Source organism: Muricauda sp. SCSIO 65647 (assembly GCF_021534965.1).
Lineage (GTDB): Bacteria > Bacteroidota > Bacteroidia > Flavobacteriales > Flavobacteriaceae > Flagellimonas_A.
On record NZ_CP091037.1, the window covers coordinates 2,364,743 to 2,383,389 of the forward strand.

Below are 18,647 nucleotides of genomic sequence, written 5' to 3' on the forward strand. Positions count from 1 at the left end.
TACACCATGACCACAATATCTAAAAAGACCGCGATGCGCCCCTATTCGACTCTTTTTCTTGTACTGATCTTATGCGCTTTGGGCACGTTTTCGCTCAAGGCACAACAAAGTCAACTGGTAGGCACCTGGACCTTTGATGCTGACCCCTCTTTTTCGAGCATACCTGCCGACATACAACAACACCTAGATACCCTGCCATCACTCAAAGCTACCGTCATGGCAGGGTATGCGGGCCGTACACTTGTCTTTATGGCAAACGGCTCTTTTCAACAGTCTTTGCCCAATGGGGCCACACTGTCAGGTAATTGGAGCGTTTCTGCAGACAACGTCTTGCAGCTCGTTCATGTCAACGGGCACGTGCTAGAGCAGCAGATTACCCAATTGACCAGTGGCACGCTGGTACTGTTGCAAGCTGCCGAAGGTGATGCGCGCCCCATGGTACCCCTATTACAGTATACTAAAAACTAAAATTGAACCTATATGAGACCTACTTATTTCTTTACGGCCCTACGTTATTTTGTGAAGGGGACCGTCTTTCTTTTTGCCTTGGGGCTACAGGGCCAATACAATATTTCAGGACTTTCATCGGTAGGGGCCGGACAAAGCGCTACCTATAACATCACGCCCACGACCAATGTGAGCAGTACCAATTGGTCCGTATCGATATCAGGTGCCTCGGTGACAAGCCAGAGCGCCCTCACCGCCACGGTAAATTTTCCCACTGCGGGCTCGGGTGTGGTGAGCGCTTCGGTGATGGACACTTTTTTCAACTTTCATTTCATTCTGAAACCGGTCACCGTGGTGGCACCCCCTGCGAATCCCGGAAACCCTACCATATCGAACAACAACTGTGGCGATGCCACGCTCACCCGAAGCGGATCGCCGCCCTCTGGGGTCACCTGGTACTGGCAGGGCAAAGTATCGAACGGTACCAGCACGAGCAAAGGCTCGGGCAGCACCTTTACCGCAAACGAGGGCACGGGCACCTATTACATCAGGGCACGCGACAATAGTACCGGTGCCTGGAGCAATGGCTCGGGGTCTCGTTACGTGGCTATAGTCAATGTAAGTGCGGGCAGCATCAGCGGCGTGCAGACGGTCTGCTATAATGGAGACCCCAGCACGCTCACCAACAGTAGCAGTGCTTCCGGTGGCAGTGGTGGCTACAGCTACCAATGGCAGCTTTCCAATACCAGTAGTGGGCCTTGGCTTGATATCAACGGGGCGACGTCGACTACGTACAATCCCCCTTCAGGGTTGACGTCAGACCGGTGGTACCGTAGAAGGGTCACATCATGCGGGCAGACCAGTTATACGGGCACGGTCAAGGTGACCGTGAGCCCCAACCTCTCTGCCGGTTCCATCTCAGGGGGCCAGACCGTGTGCTATAGTGGCGACCCCAGCACCCTTAGCAATGCCTCATCGGCGTCTGGTGGCAATGGCAGCTACAGCTACCAATGGCAGCTCTCGACCACCAGTGGCTCGTCGGGCTTCAGCAACATAAGCGGGGCCACCTCGTCATCGTACAATCCGCCGAGCGGGCTGCAAAGCACCACTTGGTACCGAAGAAGGGCCATATCGTGCGGGCAGACCAAATATACGGGTGCGGTACAGGTAATCGTAAACCCAAACCTTTCTGCCGGTTCCATCTCAGGGAGCCAGACCGTGTGCTATGGTGGCGACCCCAGCACCCTGGGCAATACCTCATCGGCGTCTGGTGGCAATGGCAGCTACAGCTACCAATGGCAGCTTTCGACCACCAGTGGCTCATCGGGCTTCAGCAACATAAGCGGGGCCACCTCGTCATCGTACAACCCGCCGAACGGGCTGCAAAGCACCACTTGGTACCGAAGAAGGGCCATATCGTGCGGGCAGACCAAATATACGGGTGCGGTACAGGTGACCGTGAGGCCCGACCTTTCTGCCGGTTCCATCTCAGGGGGGCAGACCGTGTGCTTTGATGGCGACCCCGGTACCTTGGGCAATGCCTCATCGGCATCTGGCGGCGATGGTAGCTACAGCTACCAATGGCAACTCTCGACCACCAGTGGCTCATCGGGCTTCACCAACATAAGCGGGGCCACCTCGTCATCGTACAACCCGCCAAGCGGGCTGCAGGCCACCACCTGGTACCGTAGAAGGGCCGTTTCTTGTGGGCAAACCAAGTACACGGGTGCGGTACAGGTCAGTTTGTACCCTACCCTCAATGCCGGGAGCATTAGTGGTGACCAGACCGTTCAAACAGGGCAAGACCCTGCCCCTTTTACCAATGTACAATCTGCCAGCGGCGCAACGGGCACTTATGCCTACCAATGGCAATACTCCATTGATGATGGCCAGACTTGGCAGAATGTCAGTGGGGCAACAAGTACCACCTACGATGCCCCTTCGGGGCTGGCCACCGACCACTGGTACAGAAGAAAAGTGACCAGTTGTACCGTGGGCTATACGGGCATTGTAAAGTTGACCATAGAGCACGCTTGGTTCAAAGATGTTGACGGAGATGGTTTTGGAGACGCCGCTAAAGTGGTATATCAGGGGCAACAGCCCCAGGGCTATGTATCGAATAGCTCAGACCAATGCCCCAATTTTTATGGCCTCGGCAATGGCTGTGGTTATGTTTCCCCGAGCATGAACGACGAAAATTATGTACGCGTGCGCAATTACCATACGGCGGTCAACGCGTCAACAGAGGTTACTGACAACGACCACGTAGTAGAGCAATTGGCCTATTACGATGGCCTGGGGCGCCCTGTACAAGAGTTGGCGCTAAAGGCCGGGGCTACCGGCAACGATCTGGTCACCCATATGGAGTATGATGCCTATGGCCGGTTGGCGAAAGAATACCTGCCCTACCCGGCGACGGGCATAGTGGGCAGCTTGCGCCCAGATGCCAAGGGCGGTACCGAAGGGCACTATTTGGCGAAGTATGGCACAGAGATGAGCGGTACCGACCCAAACCCCTTTTCGCAAAAAAAGTTCGAGCCCTCACCATTGAACAGGGTGTTGAAGCAGGCCGCCCCAGGCAATGCGTGGGCCCTGGCCACTACGGGCGATGACCATACCATTGAATTTTCGTACCAGACCAATGCGTTGAACGAGGTGCGACGCTTTTATGTGACGCTTACATTCGCCAACAACACCCATACCCCCACCTTGCAGCTCGATTCGGGCACGGCGGCCTTCTACCCCGCCGGAACCCTGTACAAAACGGTGACAAAAGATGAAAATCACGATGGTACCACCACCAAGCTGCACACCACTGAAGAGTTCACCGACCAACAGGGCAGGGTGGTGCTCAAGCGTACCTATGCCTTGGTGGGCAGCACCGAGACCGGGCACGATACCTATTATGTCTATGATGACCATGGCAACCTGACCTATGTGCTCTCACCAAAAGTGGACACCTCAGATGGGGTCAGTGCCACCGAACTGGCCGAACTGTGCTACCAGTATGTCTATGATCACCGTAATCGATTGGTTGAGAAAAAGATACCGGGCAAGGGTTGGGAATATATCGTCTATAATAAGCTGGACCAGCCGGTGATGACCCAAGACGCCAACCTTGCCGCCCAAGACAAATGGCTCTTTACCAAGTACGATGCGTTCGGCAGGGTGGCCTATACCGGTGTTATCAACAATGCAAATGACAGGGCCTATATGGTGACGGTCATGGAGGGGGCCTCAGACGAATATGTGACCAGAACCTCTTCCCCCACCTCTATCGGCGATACCGATGTGTACTATACCAACGATGCCGAGCCTATCAATATACATGAGGTATATACCGTCAACTATTATGACAGCTATGTAGACACCGATGGGCTCAACGTTCCCTCGACCGTATTTGGGCAGACGACCGCTTCGGGCGATGCCCTTAGGGGGCTGGCAACGGTAGATAAGATAAGGGTCTTGGGCACCAATGACTGGATCACCGACGTCATGGGCTATGATGAAAGGGGCAGGGGGGTCTATGCGGCCAGCAGAAACGATTACTTGAGCATCACCGATATTGTGGAGACCGACCTCGACTTTACCGGGAAGGCAGAACAGGTAAGGGCGACCCATACCAAAGACGGCAACGCGGCCATCACCACCTTGAATACGTTCACCTATGACCAGGTGGGTCGGCCGATAAAACAAGAGCAGACCCTTGGCGCCCATACCGAGGTACTGGTAGAGAACGGTTATGATGAACTGGGCCAATTGGCGCAAAAGACCGTAGGCGGTGGCCTACAGACCGTCGATTATGCCTATAATGTAAGGGGGTGGCTCAAAAGTATCAACGACCCTGGCAGTTTGGGCGGTGACCTGTTTGCCTTTGGCATCAACTACAACACCGTGGGCCATGGGGGCACTCCATTGTTGAACGGCAACATTGCCGAGACCGAATGGAAAACGGCCAACGACAACACCCTACGTTGGTACCACTATGGGTACGATGCTTTGAATAGGATTAAAAGTGCTGCAGCTAGTAGCAGTAACTATAATGTGAGTAGCATCACCTATGATAAGAATGGCAACCTCAGTACTTTAACCCGCAACGGTTGGCAGAACGGCAGCTACACCGATATGGATGTTCTGGACTACCACTACCATAATAGCGAGGTGAGCAACCGTCTGTACAAGGTACGTGACGATGGCAACAACAGTTACGGCTTCAAAGACAGTACGGTCGATAGCCAAGACTATTGGTATGATGCCAACGGCAACATGACCCAAGATGACAACAAGGGCATCTCCGGCATCAGCTATAACCATTTGAATCTTCCTACGTCGATCAGTATAAATTCGGGCAATATTCAGTACATTTACGATGCCACTGGTATTAAACTAAAAAAGACTGTGGGAAGTACCACTACAGAATATGCGGGCAACTACGTGTATGAGAACGGCACATTGCAGTTCTTCAACCATGATGAAGGCTATGTGGCCCCTGACGGTTCAGGAGGGTATGATTATGTGTACCAGTACAAAGACCATTTGGGCAATGTGAGGCTGAGCTATACGGACAATCCGGTATCTGTTGACGATGACTTCGAACAGGGCACGGACGGATGGTCGACCCCCTCCAGTGGCTCGATCAGCAGCGGCGGCCAGCGGCTCAACCTATCGATAACCAACAAATGGAGTAGTACCAGCAAGTACCTTGACATCACCCCCGGGGTACCATTGCGCATTGAGTTTGACTTTGAAAATGGTGATATGGAAAATCCTGTGTTCTTGGTACGTGAGCGCATAGGCGGAACATGGGAGCCCAACACGGAACGTGATAGGATCACTAATATTGCCGATGGGAACCACGTGATGGAACTTACCTTGACCGGTGACCATGTGCGGCTGTACTTTGAAAAGGGCAATGCCATTGACAACGGCACATTGACCACATGCTACATCGATAATTTCAAGTTTTATCAAGAAAACATTGAAATTGTGGAAGAAAGCAACTACTACCCCTTCGGCCTCAAACATAAAGGGTACAACGATGGGATAAGTGCCTTGGGCAACAGTGTGGCGCAAAAGTGGAAGTTCGGCGGCAAGGAACTGGATGAAAGTTTAGACCTTAATACCTATGACTTCGGTGCGAGGAACTATGACCCCGCACTGGGCAGGTGGATGAACATCGATCCGTTGGCCGAACAGATGAGAAGACACTCGCCGTATAATTATGCTTTTGATAATCCTGTGTTCTTTATTGATCCCGATGGGATGATGCCGATACCAACACAAACATTGACACAAGTTGGTCAGTCATTGGAGGATGCCGTTCATCTTTTGCAAACCAATACAGATAATATTGAGGTCGAACGATTGGACGAAATCGTGGTCACTGGTGAAGATAAAAGTTCCGATACTGAAACAGCTTCTACAGAAGATTGCTGTAAGGACAAGCTCGTTAACCTTCATACTGAAGATTTAGCAAAAGCAACAGTTACAGTTGCAGGTTTGGTAGCAGTAGCTGATGGTCCTGCTCCTGTGGCCGATGTACCCGCAGGTGGTGTACTTTTTGGAGGATTGGCAGGTGTTGCCCTCTTACAAGTTACAGAAGACTTTATCAATAAATATGGCTCAATAACAGGTTCAATATTCGATGCGGCAACTGACAGTAGTAAGAATGAAAGGCACGGTTCAGGTGAAGGTTTAACGGAATCCGAACAACAAGCAATAGATGACTTAGAAGCTCAAATGGAGGGTGCCGCAAGAAAAGTGAAACAAAGGATTAAAAAGAAAATCAGAAATATTCGTGAGAATGCCCAACGTAGAAGTAAGGGTGAAGAACATTCTAGAACTAAGAAACGATAGTATATGGTACCAGTTTTTGAACCTTTTGTTGGTATAGGTGACTTTGAGTTAGATACTACTATTGATAAGTATTTGGGTGATTACAACTTCAAGATTCTAAATAAAGACGGAAAATATGATTGTGATAAGTATATAATTGATAACCCAGACATGTCCCTTTATGTGGACGAAAATAACATAATAGAATCAATATCATGTAGAGAGGAGTGTTTATACAAAGGCAGGAATATCATAGGAATGAATATTGATGAATTTATCAATTACTATGATATTGCGCCAGTAGGCGATGTAGATATAATGCCTATTGGTGAAGAAATGCAGGATGTATATGAATTTGATGATATTGGCCTGCAGGTTTGGTGCGTTAATGATAAGATCGTTACGATTATTGCATCAACAAATGACGAGGGTTAACAAGATTTAATCAATTACCTGTTCAAAACCGTCTCAAACGAGGCGGTTTTTTTATCCCGCTCCGCAGTAGTTGCACTACTACAGCAGAACAAATATTTAAAAGCCAGCACCAATAAGTGATGGCTTTTTCTTTCACCCGCCCAACCCCTCTACCTTTTTTGGCCGGTTAAGTAGACGAGTTTGTTCTGAATTGCTTTGCGGTCTTGGGTATTTAGACTACTTTTTCAAAAGCGTTCTTTGAAAAAACAGATGTGATGTCTTTTTTTGGATTTCATCGTTTTACCAAACCGTTGATTTCCATATTGCAACACTCAAAGTATCACTGTTTCGGCCTCAAGCATAAAGGGTATAATGATGGGATAAGTGCCTTGGGCAACGGTGTGGCGCAAAGGTGGAAGTTCGCAAATGAGGAATATGAAGAGGAACTTGGAAAGAACACGGTTGCCTATCAATGGAGGGACTATGACCCAGCGATTGGAAGATTCAATAAAGTGGATAGGTTTGCGGAGAAATACCATCCTGTTTCGCCATATTCTTTTGCAGGTAACAATCCAATGGCTTATAGAGAAATACAAGGAGACAGTATTGATGTAGCCCAGATAATCCAGTATGATAGTGATAACGGCACTAATATCCTTGACAATATAAAGAAGGATTTGAGTACAGCTACAGGGTTGTCATTTGATGTGAAGAATGGCAAACTAATCTATAGTACTGATGGTGACGGGAATGCTATAATTGCTACGGACGGTGATGGGAACCAAGTGGGAAGTTCGGAAGCAAGAGACATTGTTATGGGAGCCTTAGGTGCCGAAGAAATTGCTACAGCTAAAATCGTAGAAAGTGGCGGGTCAAGGGTGACAAATGATTTAGGAGAGAATGAGATTGGAGGAAACAACATTAATCTCGATGTAAATCAAATAAATCAGTTTATCAATGGTTCGAGAGAAGTGGACAATAGAACATTAGGGTTTGGTATAACGCTAATGCACGAATCATTGCACTCCAATGTGGCTGAAGGAGGTGCACAACGTGATTTTGTAGGACAAAACAATATAGATGTATTTACTGGCCCAGTTGTGGATAGGATGAATATCGTTAGGAGACAGTTAAATTCCCAAGGACTCAACTTTGGAATAAGACAAACTTATGGGGCAAGAAGTTTTACAGTTCAAGGCCAAACAACAAATACGATAATGTTTGGCGGAAATATCAAAACTGTCCATCCGAGACCTCTAACTAACGGAGGATTTTTAGGTCCAAGAATACAATATTAAAACAATGAACATGAGAATTAAATTGGTAATAATAGGGTCTATGTCGCTCTTCCTTTTGCGGTGTGCTACCCCAGCTAAGATTACTCAAGAGGATTTTAGAAATAGGGTAAGCAATGACTATCCGGACAGAAGTATTTGCTTTAGAGTTGATGAATCAGGTAAAGTATTGGCCTCAGGGATGTACAGTTATTACACAAAAAAACTGGGTAAAGACTATGATGAATTTTTGGCCAATAAGAAATTAAACAATGATTATAAAAGCCTGCTTGAAGATAGTTTTGAAAGAGGTGAAGATTGTGATTTAGTAGCTATATCAGGAGGGTCTGGTGACAGCATATATGCTGCTATTGTTTATCCTTATAAGTCAAATATTGAGCAAAGTTCGGAGGAATATCCCAGATGGTTTTACGAAGGCAGGAAGTATGTTGCTTACATCAAGGATAAAAAAATCCAGGTGGATACATTTTACATACAGCACAATCCGCCAGTAGATAATCCGTGGATTTTAGAGAAGAATGCAGAAAAAGACGATGGTCAATAAGTCGAACTAATATCCAAATAGAACAAAAAGCCGCCCCAAGTTGGGCGGTTTTTTATGCCTTTAGGTCCCTCCGCTACCGCCAGTTTGCAACTGGTGGCGGTAAGAGTAAGTGAAACAACCGCAAAATTTAAGGAAAGCCACGACAACAATGTTGTGGCTTTTGTATTTTTGAACCGCTCTGCGAACCTGCCTGCCGCTGGTGGGGCTGTCTCTTCTTAGTCATGCAAAAAGTGACGGGTGCGAAATTTTACCTGCGGGCCTTTGGCGTAAACTTCGTTCAGTAGGTTTTATTGTTGAATCGATTGAAAATGCCACACGACGCAATCGTGCGGCAGCGGGGAACAAAATAGGGCATATTTAGATTTCAAGACTAATCAAGTATATGAATGGAATACCGTTGAGGGTTCTAATATAAGAGAAGTCAGGATTTATGAAGATTATAAGTATAAAAATGGCGAATGGAGAGGGGTAAACCTAATTCTAAAACAATATTTTGACCCTGAGGGTAATCCCGTAATAAGACAATAATGAATGAACCATGTTATATAAAACTGGATAATGATGACAAACTGAGCATTGAACTATTTAACATTTCAGTTTTTGATGTTCTGCTATTGTTTGACATGTCTGATAGCATATATATTGACGAGTTTTATGCCGTGGACAATCTCGAACTTGAAGATGAAGTTCATTTGACAGAGAAGGATTTACCAAAGAAGTGCAAGATTAGTGATTTTTATCAATTTCTGGATAAGCGTGGAGATTATGGAAATTCATTTACAATTAATGAATTAAACGCGCATACAGAAAATATTGCTCTTCGGTTGAAAGATGATTATTTGGTCACATTCTATATGTCTAGGGAACATAAAATATTATTTTATGATTTGCTAAGAAAAGCTTTGCGGCTGTTAAAGTTCATCAATATTGAGGATACAGTTAGTCTTTTAAGTATAAATTTTGGAAGATACATTGTCTTTGATGATGAGGCCAAAGTAGAGATATTTGAGAAGTACTCGGAATTATCCAAAGCAAAGATTTTTAGTGCAGAATAAGCGCGACAGCGGCCTTTTGGTCGCTGTTTTGGTTTTGGTGGTGCCCCCCGCTACCGCCAGTTTTCAACTGGTGGTAAGAGCAAGTGAAACAACCTTGAAATTTAGGGAAAGCCACGACAACAATGTTGTGGCTTTTGTATTTTTGACCCGCTCTGCGAACCTGCCTGCTGCCGGCGGGACTGTCTCTTCTTAGTCATACAAAAAGTGACAGGTGCGAAGTTGCAAACTTCGCACAGCGGGTGGTAAAGTCATTCATGTAAAATCTAAGTTGTAATATTAATGAGAGACCGTATTGCTGTATTAAAAGATTTAATTCAACTAGATGGACGTTTATCTGAATTACAGAATGAACTTTCCAAATTTCCTTGGGATGTTGAAATACCTTTAATTGTTATGACCAGAGACCATTTTTTAGAAGTAATAGAAAAGTGTCTTGGGCAACATATTAACTTTCTTGATTTGGAGAATTGGGCTAATGCAATTGAGTGTAGGGATGACATTGATTTTGAGGAAGAAAGAATCAAAGAAATAATTTTTGAACTTGCTTCACCAGAGATAAACGGGGAGATAACGGAACAACGGTTAAATGAGTTTAAATACGAACTTGGCGCTCTAAGTTAAGATAATTGTGGTCCTTAATTAGAGTGCTAACATGAGGAGGAAAAGAAATACTAAGAGATGGATTAGGAGTGTCATTTCTTTTTCAAGATTGTAGATACTTAAAACCGATGCAATTTTAGAATTAATGAAAAGCCAGTTAGATTTGTTCCTGACCGGCTTTTTTACACTAAGAAATCTATGAACACCTTACGTGCTTTTTTTGGAATAGTTTTGGGAATCGTCCTTATCGCCCTTGCACTGTGGGGTATTGACCATATATTCCTAGGTCTGATCTTTAGTAGGCCCTCGGGGCCTCACCAAGGAGCGATACCCAATGTTGCCAGTTCAGGCTTTTTGATTAAAGCTTTAATATTTTTGGCTTTTGTGTTCCTAGGAATCTTCTTGGTCGCGTTTAATACAATCAAGCTAATCGAAAAGAAAAAGAAAAAATGACAAAAAGGGGGGGTTACGCATATGCCACACGATGCAAACTGGTGGCAGCGAGGGGATTTATCTTTTGTAGCTCTTAAAAAGATATAGCCAAAGTATCCTTGAAATCCGCATATTGAATGAAGACAAGAGAATGAGTACCAAGGCAATGACTCCTATGATTCGTAGATCAAAACGTTCGGCAAAGAACGGACTGGCGACTAGGAAGGTCATAATACCTTGGCCTACTGTTAGCCCATAGCTCACATACATTGCTCCGTAGAAGAAGCCAGGTTCTTTATGATTTTTAAACCCGCATTTAGGGCAGCTCTCATTCATTTCGGGTTTTCCGAAATTGAAATAGATATTGGGGTTTTTAAATATTCTTCCTTTACCGCATCTGGGGCACTTATTGGTCAATATGTTTTTAATCATGGTAATGTTTTTAGTTATTTGATTGAACCGTTAGCTTCTCAATTTTGCCACCTCTAAGAACTTCCAATTCGAGGTTACCGCTCTCATTTTTTTTGTTTTTTATGCTTTCGACTATTTTTTCCAAAACATCCATGGAGTCCAGTTTGATATTGTTCACGCTCAGTATGATATCTCCTCCCAGGGTAATTTCTTCCTCGTTAAGCTCGGTGGTCAGTATTCCACCTTTTAATCCTGCAAAATCTGCTGGTGAAAGCGGAACAACACGTTGTACCAACAATCCACCTTTTTGAGGCACATTTAGCAAAAAGGCCAAGGCTTCATCAATTAGATAACCGTCCAGACCTGTATAAAGACTGTTCTCGTCCACTACCAATTTTTTGGTAATGTTTGAGGTGGCAGCGAACCCAATGCCATCAAATCCTCCAGATTCTGTAAGTATAGAACTGACGATACCTATTACTTCTCCTTTCGTATTGAACATCGGGCCTCCGGAATTGCCATGATTAATCGCGGCATCGGTTTGAAAGAATTCTGCTCTCAAAAAACCACTGGTTTTGTTGATTTCTTGATGTTTCCTACTGATATGCCCTACCGAAAGCGAATGTGAAAGTCCATAGGGGGCTCCGATGATACATACCTTTTCTCCTATTTGAACCTTATCTGAATTCCCTAGCTTGGCTACTTTAATCCCATCGGGAATCCAGGCCAATTTTAATAATGCGATATCCGCTCCTTTTGACAATCTGATGATTTTGGCAGGAACTTCTTTGCCCGATGTAAACCTGATTTTTATCTTCTCCGCGGTTTGAACTACATGCGCTGCCGTAAGAATCAAACCACCATCTGAAATAACTACTCCAGACCCTTGTCCCTCTTCGTACATGGTAAACTTTGGATTTGAACGGTCCTTAGAGTTGGCAATGACCTCAACTACTGCATCATTAACCGTTAGATAGGTTTCAGAAGGAGTCATTTCAGATTGCCCTAAGCCTAGATTATGGCCAATAATTAATGCGAATATAAAATTCAAAACAGTTTTCATCAGAGTGGATTGTGATCAGTTATCATTTTTACTTTATCAATAGAAAACTAGCTTTTAGAAATGCCCCATTTTCCAATCCATAATCTTCAGTATCGCCATTCACATCGGTCGCTCTAAGTTTTCTGGCTAGGGATAGTCCTCCTGATAGCTGAAGTCGTACACTTTTTGATAGGTCAGTGGCAATGGTCGGGCCAATATTATATCTGGAAAATTTCACACTTTCTACTTGCCCCATGTTGCGGTTTGTGTCTTCTAGGTTCAATGCATATTCATTACCCTGAAGATCGACACGGAACCCTAGTATCAACTTGTTTAGACGATATTGAACAGCTGCCTGTACAGGGGCCAGGATCAAGACGTCCCAATTACCGCTACGATATACGAATTCACCAATGGGCACTAGTTGTGGTTCACCGAACCCATTGGTATATGCTGCTCCCAGGCCATACTTGATGCCATTATTGGTGATACGTCTTACAAGTCCTGAGGCCTGCAAGGTAAACGCATCTGAACGTAAGCTTCCTGAAAAGTCTGATGCAATGGTTGGGGAAATTATTGCTCTTACCGCCCAATTATCGCTCAATCTTTGATTGATTCCAGCCGAGAATTTCAAGGCATGCAAATTTGCATCTACGCTTCGGTCATTGGGAAGGTCATTTAAAGGCCCGCCCAAGAAAGTATAATCAACTCCTGCAAGCAATGTGGTTTTGTCATTTTTCAATTTGAAAGGCGCCAAAAAGAATGCTCTGAATTCAGATATGTTGATTTCTGTCTCCCCAAGTTGTTGATTTGAGGGACTGTCCAAACTCACGGCAGGATTAAAGGTGTACGATATACCTGCCAGATTAAAATCTTCGTCTTGCGCCCTCATTTGAAAGAAGACGATCAATACTACCAATACTGTTATGACTTTAGTTTTCATGATATGTTGTTTTAGTTCGTTAAACATTTATTTTGGTCAAACTTACCGCTGCTAAAGCCTTTATGCACTTGAGAACTTCCCATCGTAGCATTTGGCTTTCCCAATGTTTTAGCCCCTATTTCTAGCCTTGTTTTTTCGGTTTGACCAGTTGCTCTTTAACTTATCGTTATTCTTGAATTGCTCGTAGTTTCTATCACGAGGGGCCTTTTCTTGGAAATCAAGCTTAGGAGAATTCTTCTTTGTTGTCCCTTGACCGGATCTGTTGGGCTTTGCACGCTCCGTATTGTTGCTAGAGCGATTTAAATTCTTATTTCGGTCGGTTCTGACCGCCACATTCAAACCGCTTCTGCTATGCGGGTGTCGTTTATAGTGGCGGTGATAATGGGCATGAAGATGTATATGGCGATGGGGGTAATGGGTATAGTGCCAATGTACGTAGTGATAGCTGGGAAGTCCAATGATAATTACCGTACCCCTTGGTCCATAGTAGAATCCTGTATAGTAGTAGTAGGGCAAGGGTGTCCAATAGGGATGCGTGTACCAATAGGGATACCCATACCAGTAAGAGTAGCTATAAGTTACCTTTACTGAGGTAGGCTCTTTGTATTCGTTTTCATTAATGTTGTTGTCTTGGGCATACAGATTGGCGGCTTGCTGCATTTCCTGAAAAGCTTCTGGATCTTCTTCAAGTTGTTTTTTGTAATCGTTCAACTCTTCTGCTTGTTTGCGGGCCGCCTCAAGGTTTAATTCCTCGGCCTTTTCAGTAATCCATTCAGGATTCTCTTGATAAATATCGCCGGCCAAAATGGTCATATCGATATTATCGACCAACAAACTCAATAACTCCGGATTATGGACAAGCTCTTTAATACTGATTTGTGCATCTTGAGGATACCTGGCAATGGTTTCGTTGAATTGCAATCGTGTGGACTCATTCAGTGAAGCTATTTGCTCTAAAGCTTTCTTTTCTTTCAGCACAACCGTAATATCATCTTGAATCTCTTCTGGATAAGAAGCTATCAGTTTACCACGATTGTATTTGGAGTTGCTTATATCTGCCAAAGAATCGATAAGTCTAGGATAGCGGGTCAGCTCATAGAAACTTTCTTGGACCGCACGGTCAAGATTGATAACTGTAGTAAGAAAAGCTTCTTGAGAAGTTTGCTGAAGACCATCTAAGCGTATCAATAAGGCAGGATGTTGCGCCACTTCAAAAATGTGTTTTCTTGTTTCTTCAGGATAAAGCACTATGGCATCTACCACTTCTTGCTCTTGTTTTGCAAGTGACCGTAGTATAGTCCTGTTTTCTTGGGCAAAAACAGGACTACATAATTGTAATACAAACAATACAGCTATCAAATTGGATATTCGTGTCATGGTTTTAAGGATTTTAGAGTAATTGGTCTTTTTTGTACTTGTCGAAAATGGCTTTAACAGCATCATTTATCTTTTGCTCCAATTTGATAGAATTTGCAGTGATTACACCTGTTGTACTACCATGCCATATCACTTCTTTGGTTTTGGCATCAATGAAGTCTACGATCAAGGTTCCTTGGGTATATTCCCTGACTTCCACCTCAGTTATTTGATATCGCCATCTTCTACGGCCATAGTAGTTGGTGTAGGTGTCCAGATCTTGTTTGGTGTCGACTACCACGAAATAGTTGATCAATACATCAGGCCCGGTAATTCCAGAGTTGTTTTTTACCGTAGAAAGTGCTCGGGCCTGTTCTTCGATGGCTTTCACTAGCTGCATCTTTTGTGTAGGATTGACGTTGGGCAAAAAGCCTTCTTCGGTTTCTGCAAGTGTGTAGAAGTTGTACTTTTTTAAATCAGCGTTGTTGGCCGCTTCACTTGATACCTGCAAACTTGAACAGCTTACAAATACTAATACAAGGGTTACGGATAAAAATCTTAGCGTTGTTTTCATGACTAGTAATTTTAGGTTGTTAAACATAATTTCAGGTCAAAATTATCCCTGAAAAAGCCTATAAACACTAGAGAACTTCCCATCGTTGCCGATGGGTTTCCCAACGTGAAATGGTGATTTTGACCATAAAAAAACCACCTGCAATCCGCAGGTGGTCCAAACATCAAACTCAAAAAACTAACTAATCTCCCATATAGTTTTTGAACTTATTCTGGAAATCGTGAAAAATCCAGCTTAGTGTGATTTTTGTGACGGTACCGTCAAGAGACACATCATCATTTCCTGATGAAAAGGTTTGATTATGTGTTAATGTCAGATTAAAATTGTCGTTGATATTGAGTCCCAATGTAGCACCAATCAGATGTACATTTTGTCCCGCTTGTTCATTAACCAGCATGCCCGTTTCTTTGGAAAAGAACTCTGAACTACCACCATTCATATAACTGTAATCCAATGATAAATAACCGTTCTTGGTAATGTCCTTGGTCAGATGACTTTCCAAAGTAAACAGCCCACTTTGTTTCACTTCCTGACCTTGGAAATCATTGTTCTTGCCAATAATCGTATAGGCAGGAAAAACTTCAAAAGTCATACTCTTTCCTGTTATCCAAGGGCCAATTCGTTGAATAAATGGCAATCCAAGTTTTAGCTTAAACTGGTTACTTCCAATGTTAATAGGGTTCTCTGAATCGTATTGACCTGTGGGGAAAGTAATACCAGCTTGCAGATATAATAAAGAAGGGCTTTCATGCCTTACAAAGTCCTTGATCATGAGCTCCTCCGCTCCAATTAAGTTGATTGTATTCAACCAAGTCAAATCTCCAAAACCATGTTGGAAAACTGAGGATGAAGTTGCCCCAGGGCCCGACGGATCAACGTTAAGAGTTGCTGTGATGTTACCAGCAGGAACGATAAGATTTGAGAAAAACGTTCTGCCCAAAACAGGCTGACTTCTATTATAAGTGAGCATGTAAAGATTGTTGTCAATTATCGTTCCTGGGGTAACAAAACTTAGGTTGTTAACGGAAGCATTGATCTTGGCATTGATAAAGTGTGCACTTAGAATATTCAACTTCTTCGGGGCCGCCAGGTATGTTCTTGGCCCATCAAGTTGTGCTTGGGCTGGCCCAAACATGAACAATGTTACTAAGGTGATATATAAATATTTCATGATTACTTTTTAAAATGTGGATTTGTTATTGTTTATCATCGATTTCAGGTACTGTCTCTGAACCTCTGGCAAAGTGTGGATCGTAGAATTCAGGCCTTGGTGGTAGTTTGTCCTCCAAACCATCATAAATCGAGTTGCTGGGTGCAATTACATTATTGATGGTGCTATATTCTTCCCAGTGTGCAATAAGCTCTTGGAGCTTTTCAGGATTGGATTCTGCCAAATTATGGCGCTCACCAGCGTCATCATCAAGATTGTAAAGTTCCCATTCTCCATTTCCGTATGGGACAACCATGCTGACAAGCTTCCAACGACCTTTTCTAATGGCCTTACAGTTCCAAAGCTCTACTCCTATATAGTCAGAATCGGTTCTTGGCGACTTTTCCTGACCATGGATTGTTGCAGCCCAGGATTTACCTTGCATTGGAAGGGTTGGTTTTCCCTTGAAGGTTGTAGGGGGAGTGATTCCGGCAAGTTCCAAGAAAGTAGGAGCAATATCTTTAACTTGCATCAGGGCCTCTTTATTTATTTGTCCCGCATTGGTTTTTTCAGGCGTTACTACAATCAATGGGGAACGAATACCTCCTTCATAAGTAGTATATTTGGTTCCATTGAAAGGAGCTGCTGAGACTTGTGCCCATGAGGGTCCGTAAGCGGTCCAAGAACCTTTTCTACCCCAATTTTCATGACCGTGGTTGTAGGTCTTGGCCATCCAATTTGCCTTATTCGTAGCTGGATATTTCTTATATGTCTCAGCTTTTTGGGCAACATCTGGACCGTTGTCTGAAAAGAAGACTATATAGGTGTTTTCTCTTAAATTATTGTTTTCTAGGTATTTGATCAGCCTTCCAATTTCCATATCCATATAATCCAGAACCGCAGCAAATACTTCCATTTTTCTAGCCGTAACTACTTGTGCCAAAGGTTTTAACTTATCAAACCCAGGTACGTACCATAGTCTTTCTCCCAATTCGGTTTTTTCTGATAGGATGCCCATCGCTACCATACGCTCAAGACGTTCATCTCGTAATACATCCCAACCTTTATCAAAAACTCCTTGATATTTTCTTAACCATTTATTGGGTACCGCCAATGGGTCATGAGGGGCTTGGTGCGCTAAATACGCAAAGAAGGGTTTCCCATCACCTTTGTTGGAGTCGATATAACTAATTATCTTATCGGTGAAAGTGGTTGTTGCATAATAGTTTTTCGGTAATTCTTCAAGATATTCACCATCTTCGGAAAAATGATTTTTATCGATATGATCATCCATTGCCTTAAAGTCAAAATAGCTACCTGCTCCAGAAAGCATTGAGAATGATCTTTCAAATCCACGTGCACGGGGAAGATACTCTTTCGCTTTCCCCAAGTGCCATTTTCCTGCCATATAGGTGTGATACCCATTTTCTTTAAGGATTTCAGATAATGCAGGAATATCGGTTCTGAGATGACCTTCATAGCCGACTACATCCATTTGGTTTTGAGCGGTTTTTTCATACATGTTTCCAAGACCAGCCAAATGACTGTCCATTCCAGATAATAGCATGGAACGTGTTGGTGAGCAGGTAGGTGCTACATAAAAGTTAGTGTAGCGGACACCCTCTTCAGCCAATTTGTCCAAATTTGGGGTGTTGATTTCACCTCCAAATGCTCCCACGTCGGAAAATCCCATATCGTCAGCGACGATGACGAGGAAATTTGGCTGGTCTTCTGTTTTCTCCTGAGCATAAGTCCTGCCACATACTAGGATCAGGGTCAATGCAAGCAGAGAAAGCATTTTCGATTTTAATTGATTTGTTTTCATAATTTTCAAATTATTAGGTTGTACTTTATTTTAGATTTTGATACAATGTTATTTCAGGGAGCCCCTATATACTACTATTGTTTACCCAATGGGGCATCTCACTTTCCGAACGTTATGGCGTGCTATCTTTCTTTTGGAATATGGCCTTGGGAATCAATGAAGGAAAGGTGAATTTGAACGTCAAATTTTAACTGCCTTTGTCGCTTTCAGTCAACTTCATGAACTATCAAACAGAATGGAAAAGCCCATCTATCTAAATATGGCATATGGCCAGAATTTAAAGGCGTTATCATATTGGTGAAGCGACCACTGAAGAAATAGGGGACACCAAAAAGAATTTGATTTACACAGGCGATGTCTAAACACGGCAGCACGAATCGATTGAACTTTATAGATGGGAAATCAATTAATGTTGTAACGAAGCTTAAGTAAGGTCAGTTCTTCTTCAAGTTCTTTTCTAAGTTCTGATAATCGATCATTTCCACTTCGTCCCTTTTGACCGGCTATCAACCCATTGATACACTTTTTCAAAAAAGGCACATCTGCACTTTCTTTGTTGTTTATAAATGCCATTGTTCCTTTAAGAGCAAATAAAAAGTACTGGGTTTCTGAGGTATCTTGATAAAGGTTCATTACCCTCTCAGTCTTCTCCAAATAATATTGTAATACCCTATGGCATTCGTTCAAAAGTCTTTGCTTATCGTAAACGGTCATGGCAAGAAAT

16 protein-coding genes are annotated in these 18,647 nt (G+C 43.8%); 8 read left to right on the forward strand and 8 right to left on the reverse strand.

Going from position 1 to position 18,647, the window contains the following annotated elements:
• Positions 1–6: 6 nt before the first annotated feature.
• The 8 genes from L0P89_RS10410 to L0P89_RS10445 all read left to right on the forward strand — a co-directional run bounded on the left by L0P89_RS10410 (position 7) and on the right by L0P89_RS10445 (position 10,211).
• Positions 7–468 carry a hypothetical protein gene (locus L0P89_RS10410; RefSeq protein ID WP_235265039.1) on the forward strand — a complete coding sequence of 154 codons (462 nt, stop codon included), beginning with the start codon at positions 7–9 and terminating at the stop codon, positions 466–468.
• 12 nt (positions 469–480) lie between these two features.
• Positions 481–6,303, forward strand: a complete 5,823-nt coding sequence (locus L0P89_RS10415) for a DUF6443 domain-containing protein (RefSeq protein ID WP_235265040.1) — start codon at positions 481–483, stop codon at positions 6,301–6,303.
• A gap of 3 nt (positions 6,304–6,306) precedes the next feature.
• On the forward strand, positions 6,307–6,717 hold the full coding sequence (locus tag L0P89_RS10420; protein WP_235265041.1) for a hypothetical protein: 411 nt from the start codon (positions 6,307–6,309) through the stop codon (positions 6,715–6,717).
• A 254-nt stretch (positions 6,718–6,971) separates the two neighbouring features.
• Entirely contained in the window at positions 6,972–7,994 is a 1,023-nt protein-coding gene (locus tag L0P89_RS10425) for an RHS repeat-associated core domain-containing protein (RefSeq protein ID WP_235265042.1), read from the forward strand.
• A 10-nt stretch (positions 7,995–8,004) separates the two neighbouring features.
• Positions 8,005–8,535 (forward strand): hypothetical protein, encoded by a 531-nt coding sequence (locus L0P89_RS10430; RefSeq protein WP_235265043.1) that lies wholly within the window; start codon positions 8,005–8,007, stop codon positions 8,533–8,535.
• A 527-nt stretch (positions 8,536–9,062) separates the two neighbouring features.
• Positions 9,063–9,590, forward strand: coding sequence for a hypothetical protein (locus L0P89_RS10435; RefSeq protein ID WP_235265044.1), 528 nt, complete (start codon positions 9,063–9,065; stop codon positions 9,588–9,590).
• Entirely contained in the window at positions 9,580–9,783 is a 204-nt protein-coding gene (locus L0P89_RS10440; RefSeq protein ID WP_235265045.1) for a hypothetical protein, read from the forward strand. Before L0P89_RS10435 ends, L0P89_RS10440 begins: the two co-directional genes overlap by 11 nt.
• Positions 9,784–9,869: 86 nt before the next feature.
• Positions 9,870–10,211 carry a hypothetical protein gene (locus tag L0P89_RS10445; protein ID WP_235265046.1) on the forward strand — a complete coding sequence of 114 codons (342 nt, stop codon included), beginning with the start codon at positions 9,870–9,872 and terminating at the stop codon, positions 10,209–10,211.
• A gap of 489 nt (positions 10,212–10,700) precedes the next feature.
• Here the strand turns inward: L0P89_RS10445 and L0P89_RS10450 are convergent, their stop codons facing one another.
• The 8 genes from L0P89_RS10450 to L0P89_RS10485 all read right to left on the reverse strand — a co-directional run bounded on the left by L0P89_RS10450 (position 10,701) and on the right by L0P89_RS10485 (position 18,637).
• Positions 10,701–11,054: a DUF983 domain-containing protein gene (locus tag L0P89_RS10450; protein ID WP_235265047.1), complete on the reverse strand. Its 354-nt coding sequence runs from the start codon at positions 11,052–11,054 to the stop codon at positions 10,701–10,703.
• A gap of 10 nt (positions 11,055–11,064) precedes the next feature.
• Positions 11,065–12,096: a S1C family serine protease gene (locus tag L0P89_RS10455; protein WP_235265048.1), complete on the reverse strand. Its 1,032-nt coding sequence runs from the start codon at positions 12,094–12,096 to the stop codon at positions 11,065–11,067.
• Positions 12,097–12,124: 28 nt separating this feature from the next.
• The gene (locus L0P89_RS10460; RefSeq protein ID WP_235265049.1) at positions 12,125–13,018 is read right to left on the reverse strand and encodes a DUF6268 family outer membrane beta-barrel protein; all 894 of its coding nucleotides are present in this window, start codon (positions 13,016–13,018) and stop codon (positions 12,125–12,127) included.
• 108 nt (positions 13,019–13,126) lie between these two features.
• Entirely contained in the window at positions 13,127–14,395 is a 1,269-nt protein-coding gene (locus tag L0P89_RS10465) for a DUF3300 domain-containing protein (RefSeq protein WP_235265050.1), read from the reverse strand.
• A gap of 13 nt (positions 14,396–14,408) precedes the next feature.
• The gene (locus L0P89_RS10470) at positions 14,409–14,948 is read right to left on the reverse strand and encodes a DUF4136 domain-containing protein (protein WP_235265051.1); all 540 of its coding nucleotides are present in this window, start codon (positions 14,946–14,948) and stop codon (positions 14,409–14,411) included.
• A gap of 181 nt (positions 14,949–15,129) precedes the next feature.
• Positions 15,130–16,119 carry a transporter gene (locus L0P89_RS10475; protein ID WP_235265052.1) on the reverse strand — a complete coding sequence of 330 codons (990 nt, stop codon included), beginning with the start codon at positions 16,117–16,119 and terminating at the stop codon, positions 15,130–15,132.
• 25 nt (positions 16,120–16,144) lie between these two features.
• Positions 16,145–17,923, reverse strand: a complete 1,779-nt coding sequence (locus L0P89_RS10480) for an arylsulfatase (RefSeq protein WP_235265053.1) — start codon at positions 17,921–17,923, stop codon at positions 16,145–16,147.
• A 402-nt stretch (positions 17,924–18,325) separates the two neighbouring features.
• Entirely contained in the window at positions 18,326–18,637 is a 312-nt protein-coding gene (locus L0P89_RS10485; RefSeq protein WP_235265054.1) for a hypothetical protein, read from the reverse strand.
• Positions 18,638–18,647 lie beyond the last annotated feature (10 nt).

Coding starts and splice junctions, on each gene's coding strand:
- L0P89_RS10455 (WP_235265048.1), bottom strand. CDS start 12,096: ATGAAAACTGTTTTGAATTTTATATTCGCATTAATTATTGGCCATAAT.
- L0P89_RS10430 (WP_235265043.1), top strand. CDS start 8,005: ATGAGAATTAAATTGGTAATAATAGGGTCTATGTCGCTCTTCCTTTTG.
- L0P89_RS10450 (WP_235265047.1), bottom strand. CDS start 11,054: ATGATTAAAAACATATTGACCAATAAGTGCCCCAGATGCGGTAAAGGA.
- L0P89_RS10465 (WP_235265050.1), bottom strand. CDS start 14,395: ATGACACGAATATCCAATTTGATAGCTGTATTGTTTGTATTACAATTA.
- L0P89_RS10415 (WP_235265040.1), top strand. CDS start 481: ATGAGACCTACTTATTTCTTTACGGCCCTACGTTATTTTGTGAAGGGG.
- L0P89_RS10485 (WP_235265054.1), bottom strand. CDS start 18,637: ATGACCGTTTACGATAAGCAAAGACTTTTGAACGAATGCCATAGGGTA.
- L0P89_RS10480 (WP_235265053.1), bottom strand. CDS start 17,923: ATGAAAACAAATCAATTAAAATCGAAAATGCTTTCTCTGCTTGCATTG.
- L0P89_RS10460 (WP_235265049.1), bottom strand. CDS start 13,018: ATGAAAACTAAAGTCATAACAGTATTGGTAGTATTGATCGTCTTCTTT.
- L0P89_RS10445 (WP_235265046.1), top strand. CDS start 9,870: ATGAGAGACCGTATTGCTGTATTAAAAGATTTAATTCAACTAGATGGA.
- L0P89_RS10410 (WP_235265039.1), top strand. CDS start 7: ATGACCACAATATCTAAAAAGACCGCGATGCGCCCCTATTCGACTCTT.
- L0P89_RS10425 (WP_235265042.1), top strand. CDS start 6,972: ATGTCTTTTTTTGGATTTCATCGTTTTACCAAACCGTTGATTTCCATA.
- L0P89_RS10470 (WP_235265051.1), bottom strand. CDS start 14,948: ATGAAAACAACGCTAAGATTTTTATCCGTAACCCTTGTATTAGTATTT.
- L0P89_RS10475 (WP_235265052.1), bottom strand. CDS start 16,119: ATGAAATATTTATATATCACCTTAGTAACATTGTTCATGTTTGGGCCA.
- L0P89_RS10420 (WP_235265041.1), top strand. CDS start 6,307: ATGGTACCAGTTTTTGAACCTTTTGTTGGTATAGGTGACTTTGAGTTA.
- L0P89_RS10435 (WP_235265044.1), top strand. CDS start 9,063: ATGAATGAACCATGTTATATAAAACTGGATAATGATGACAAACTGAGC.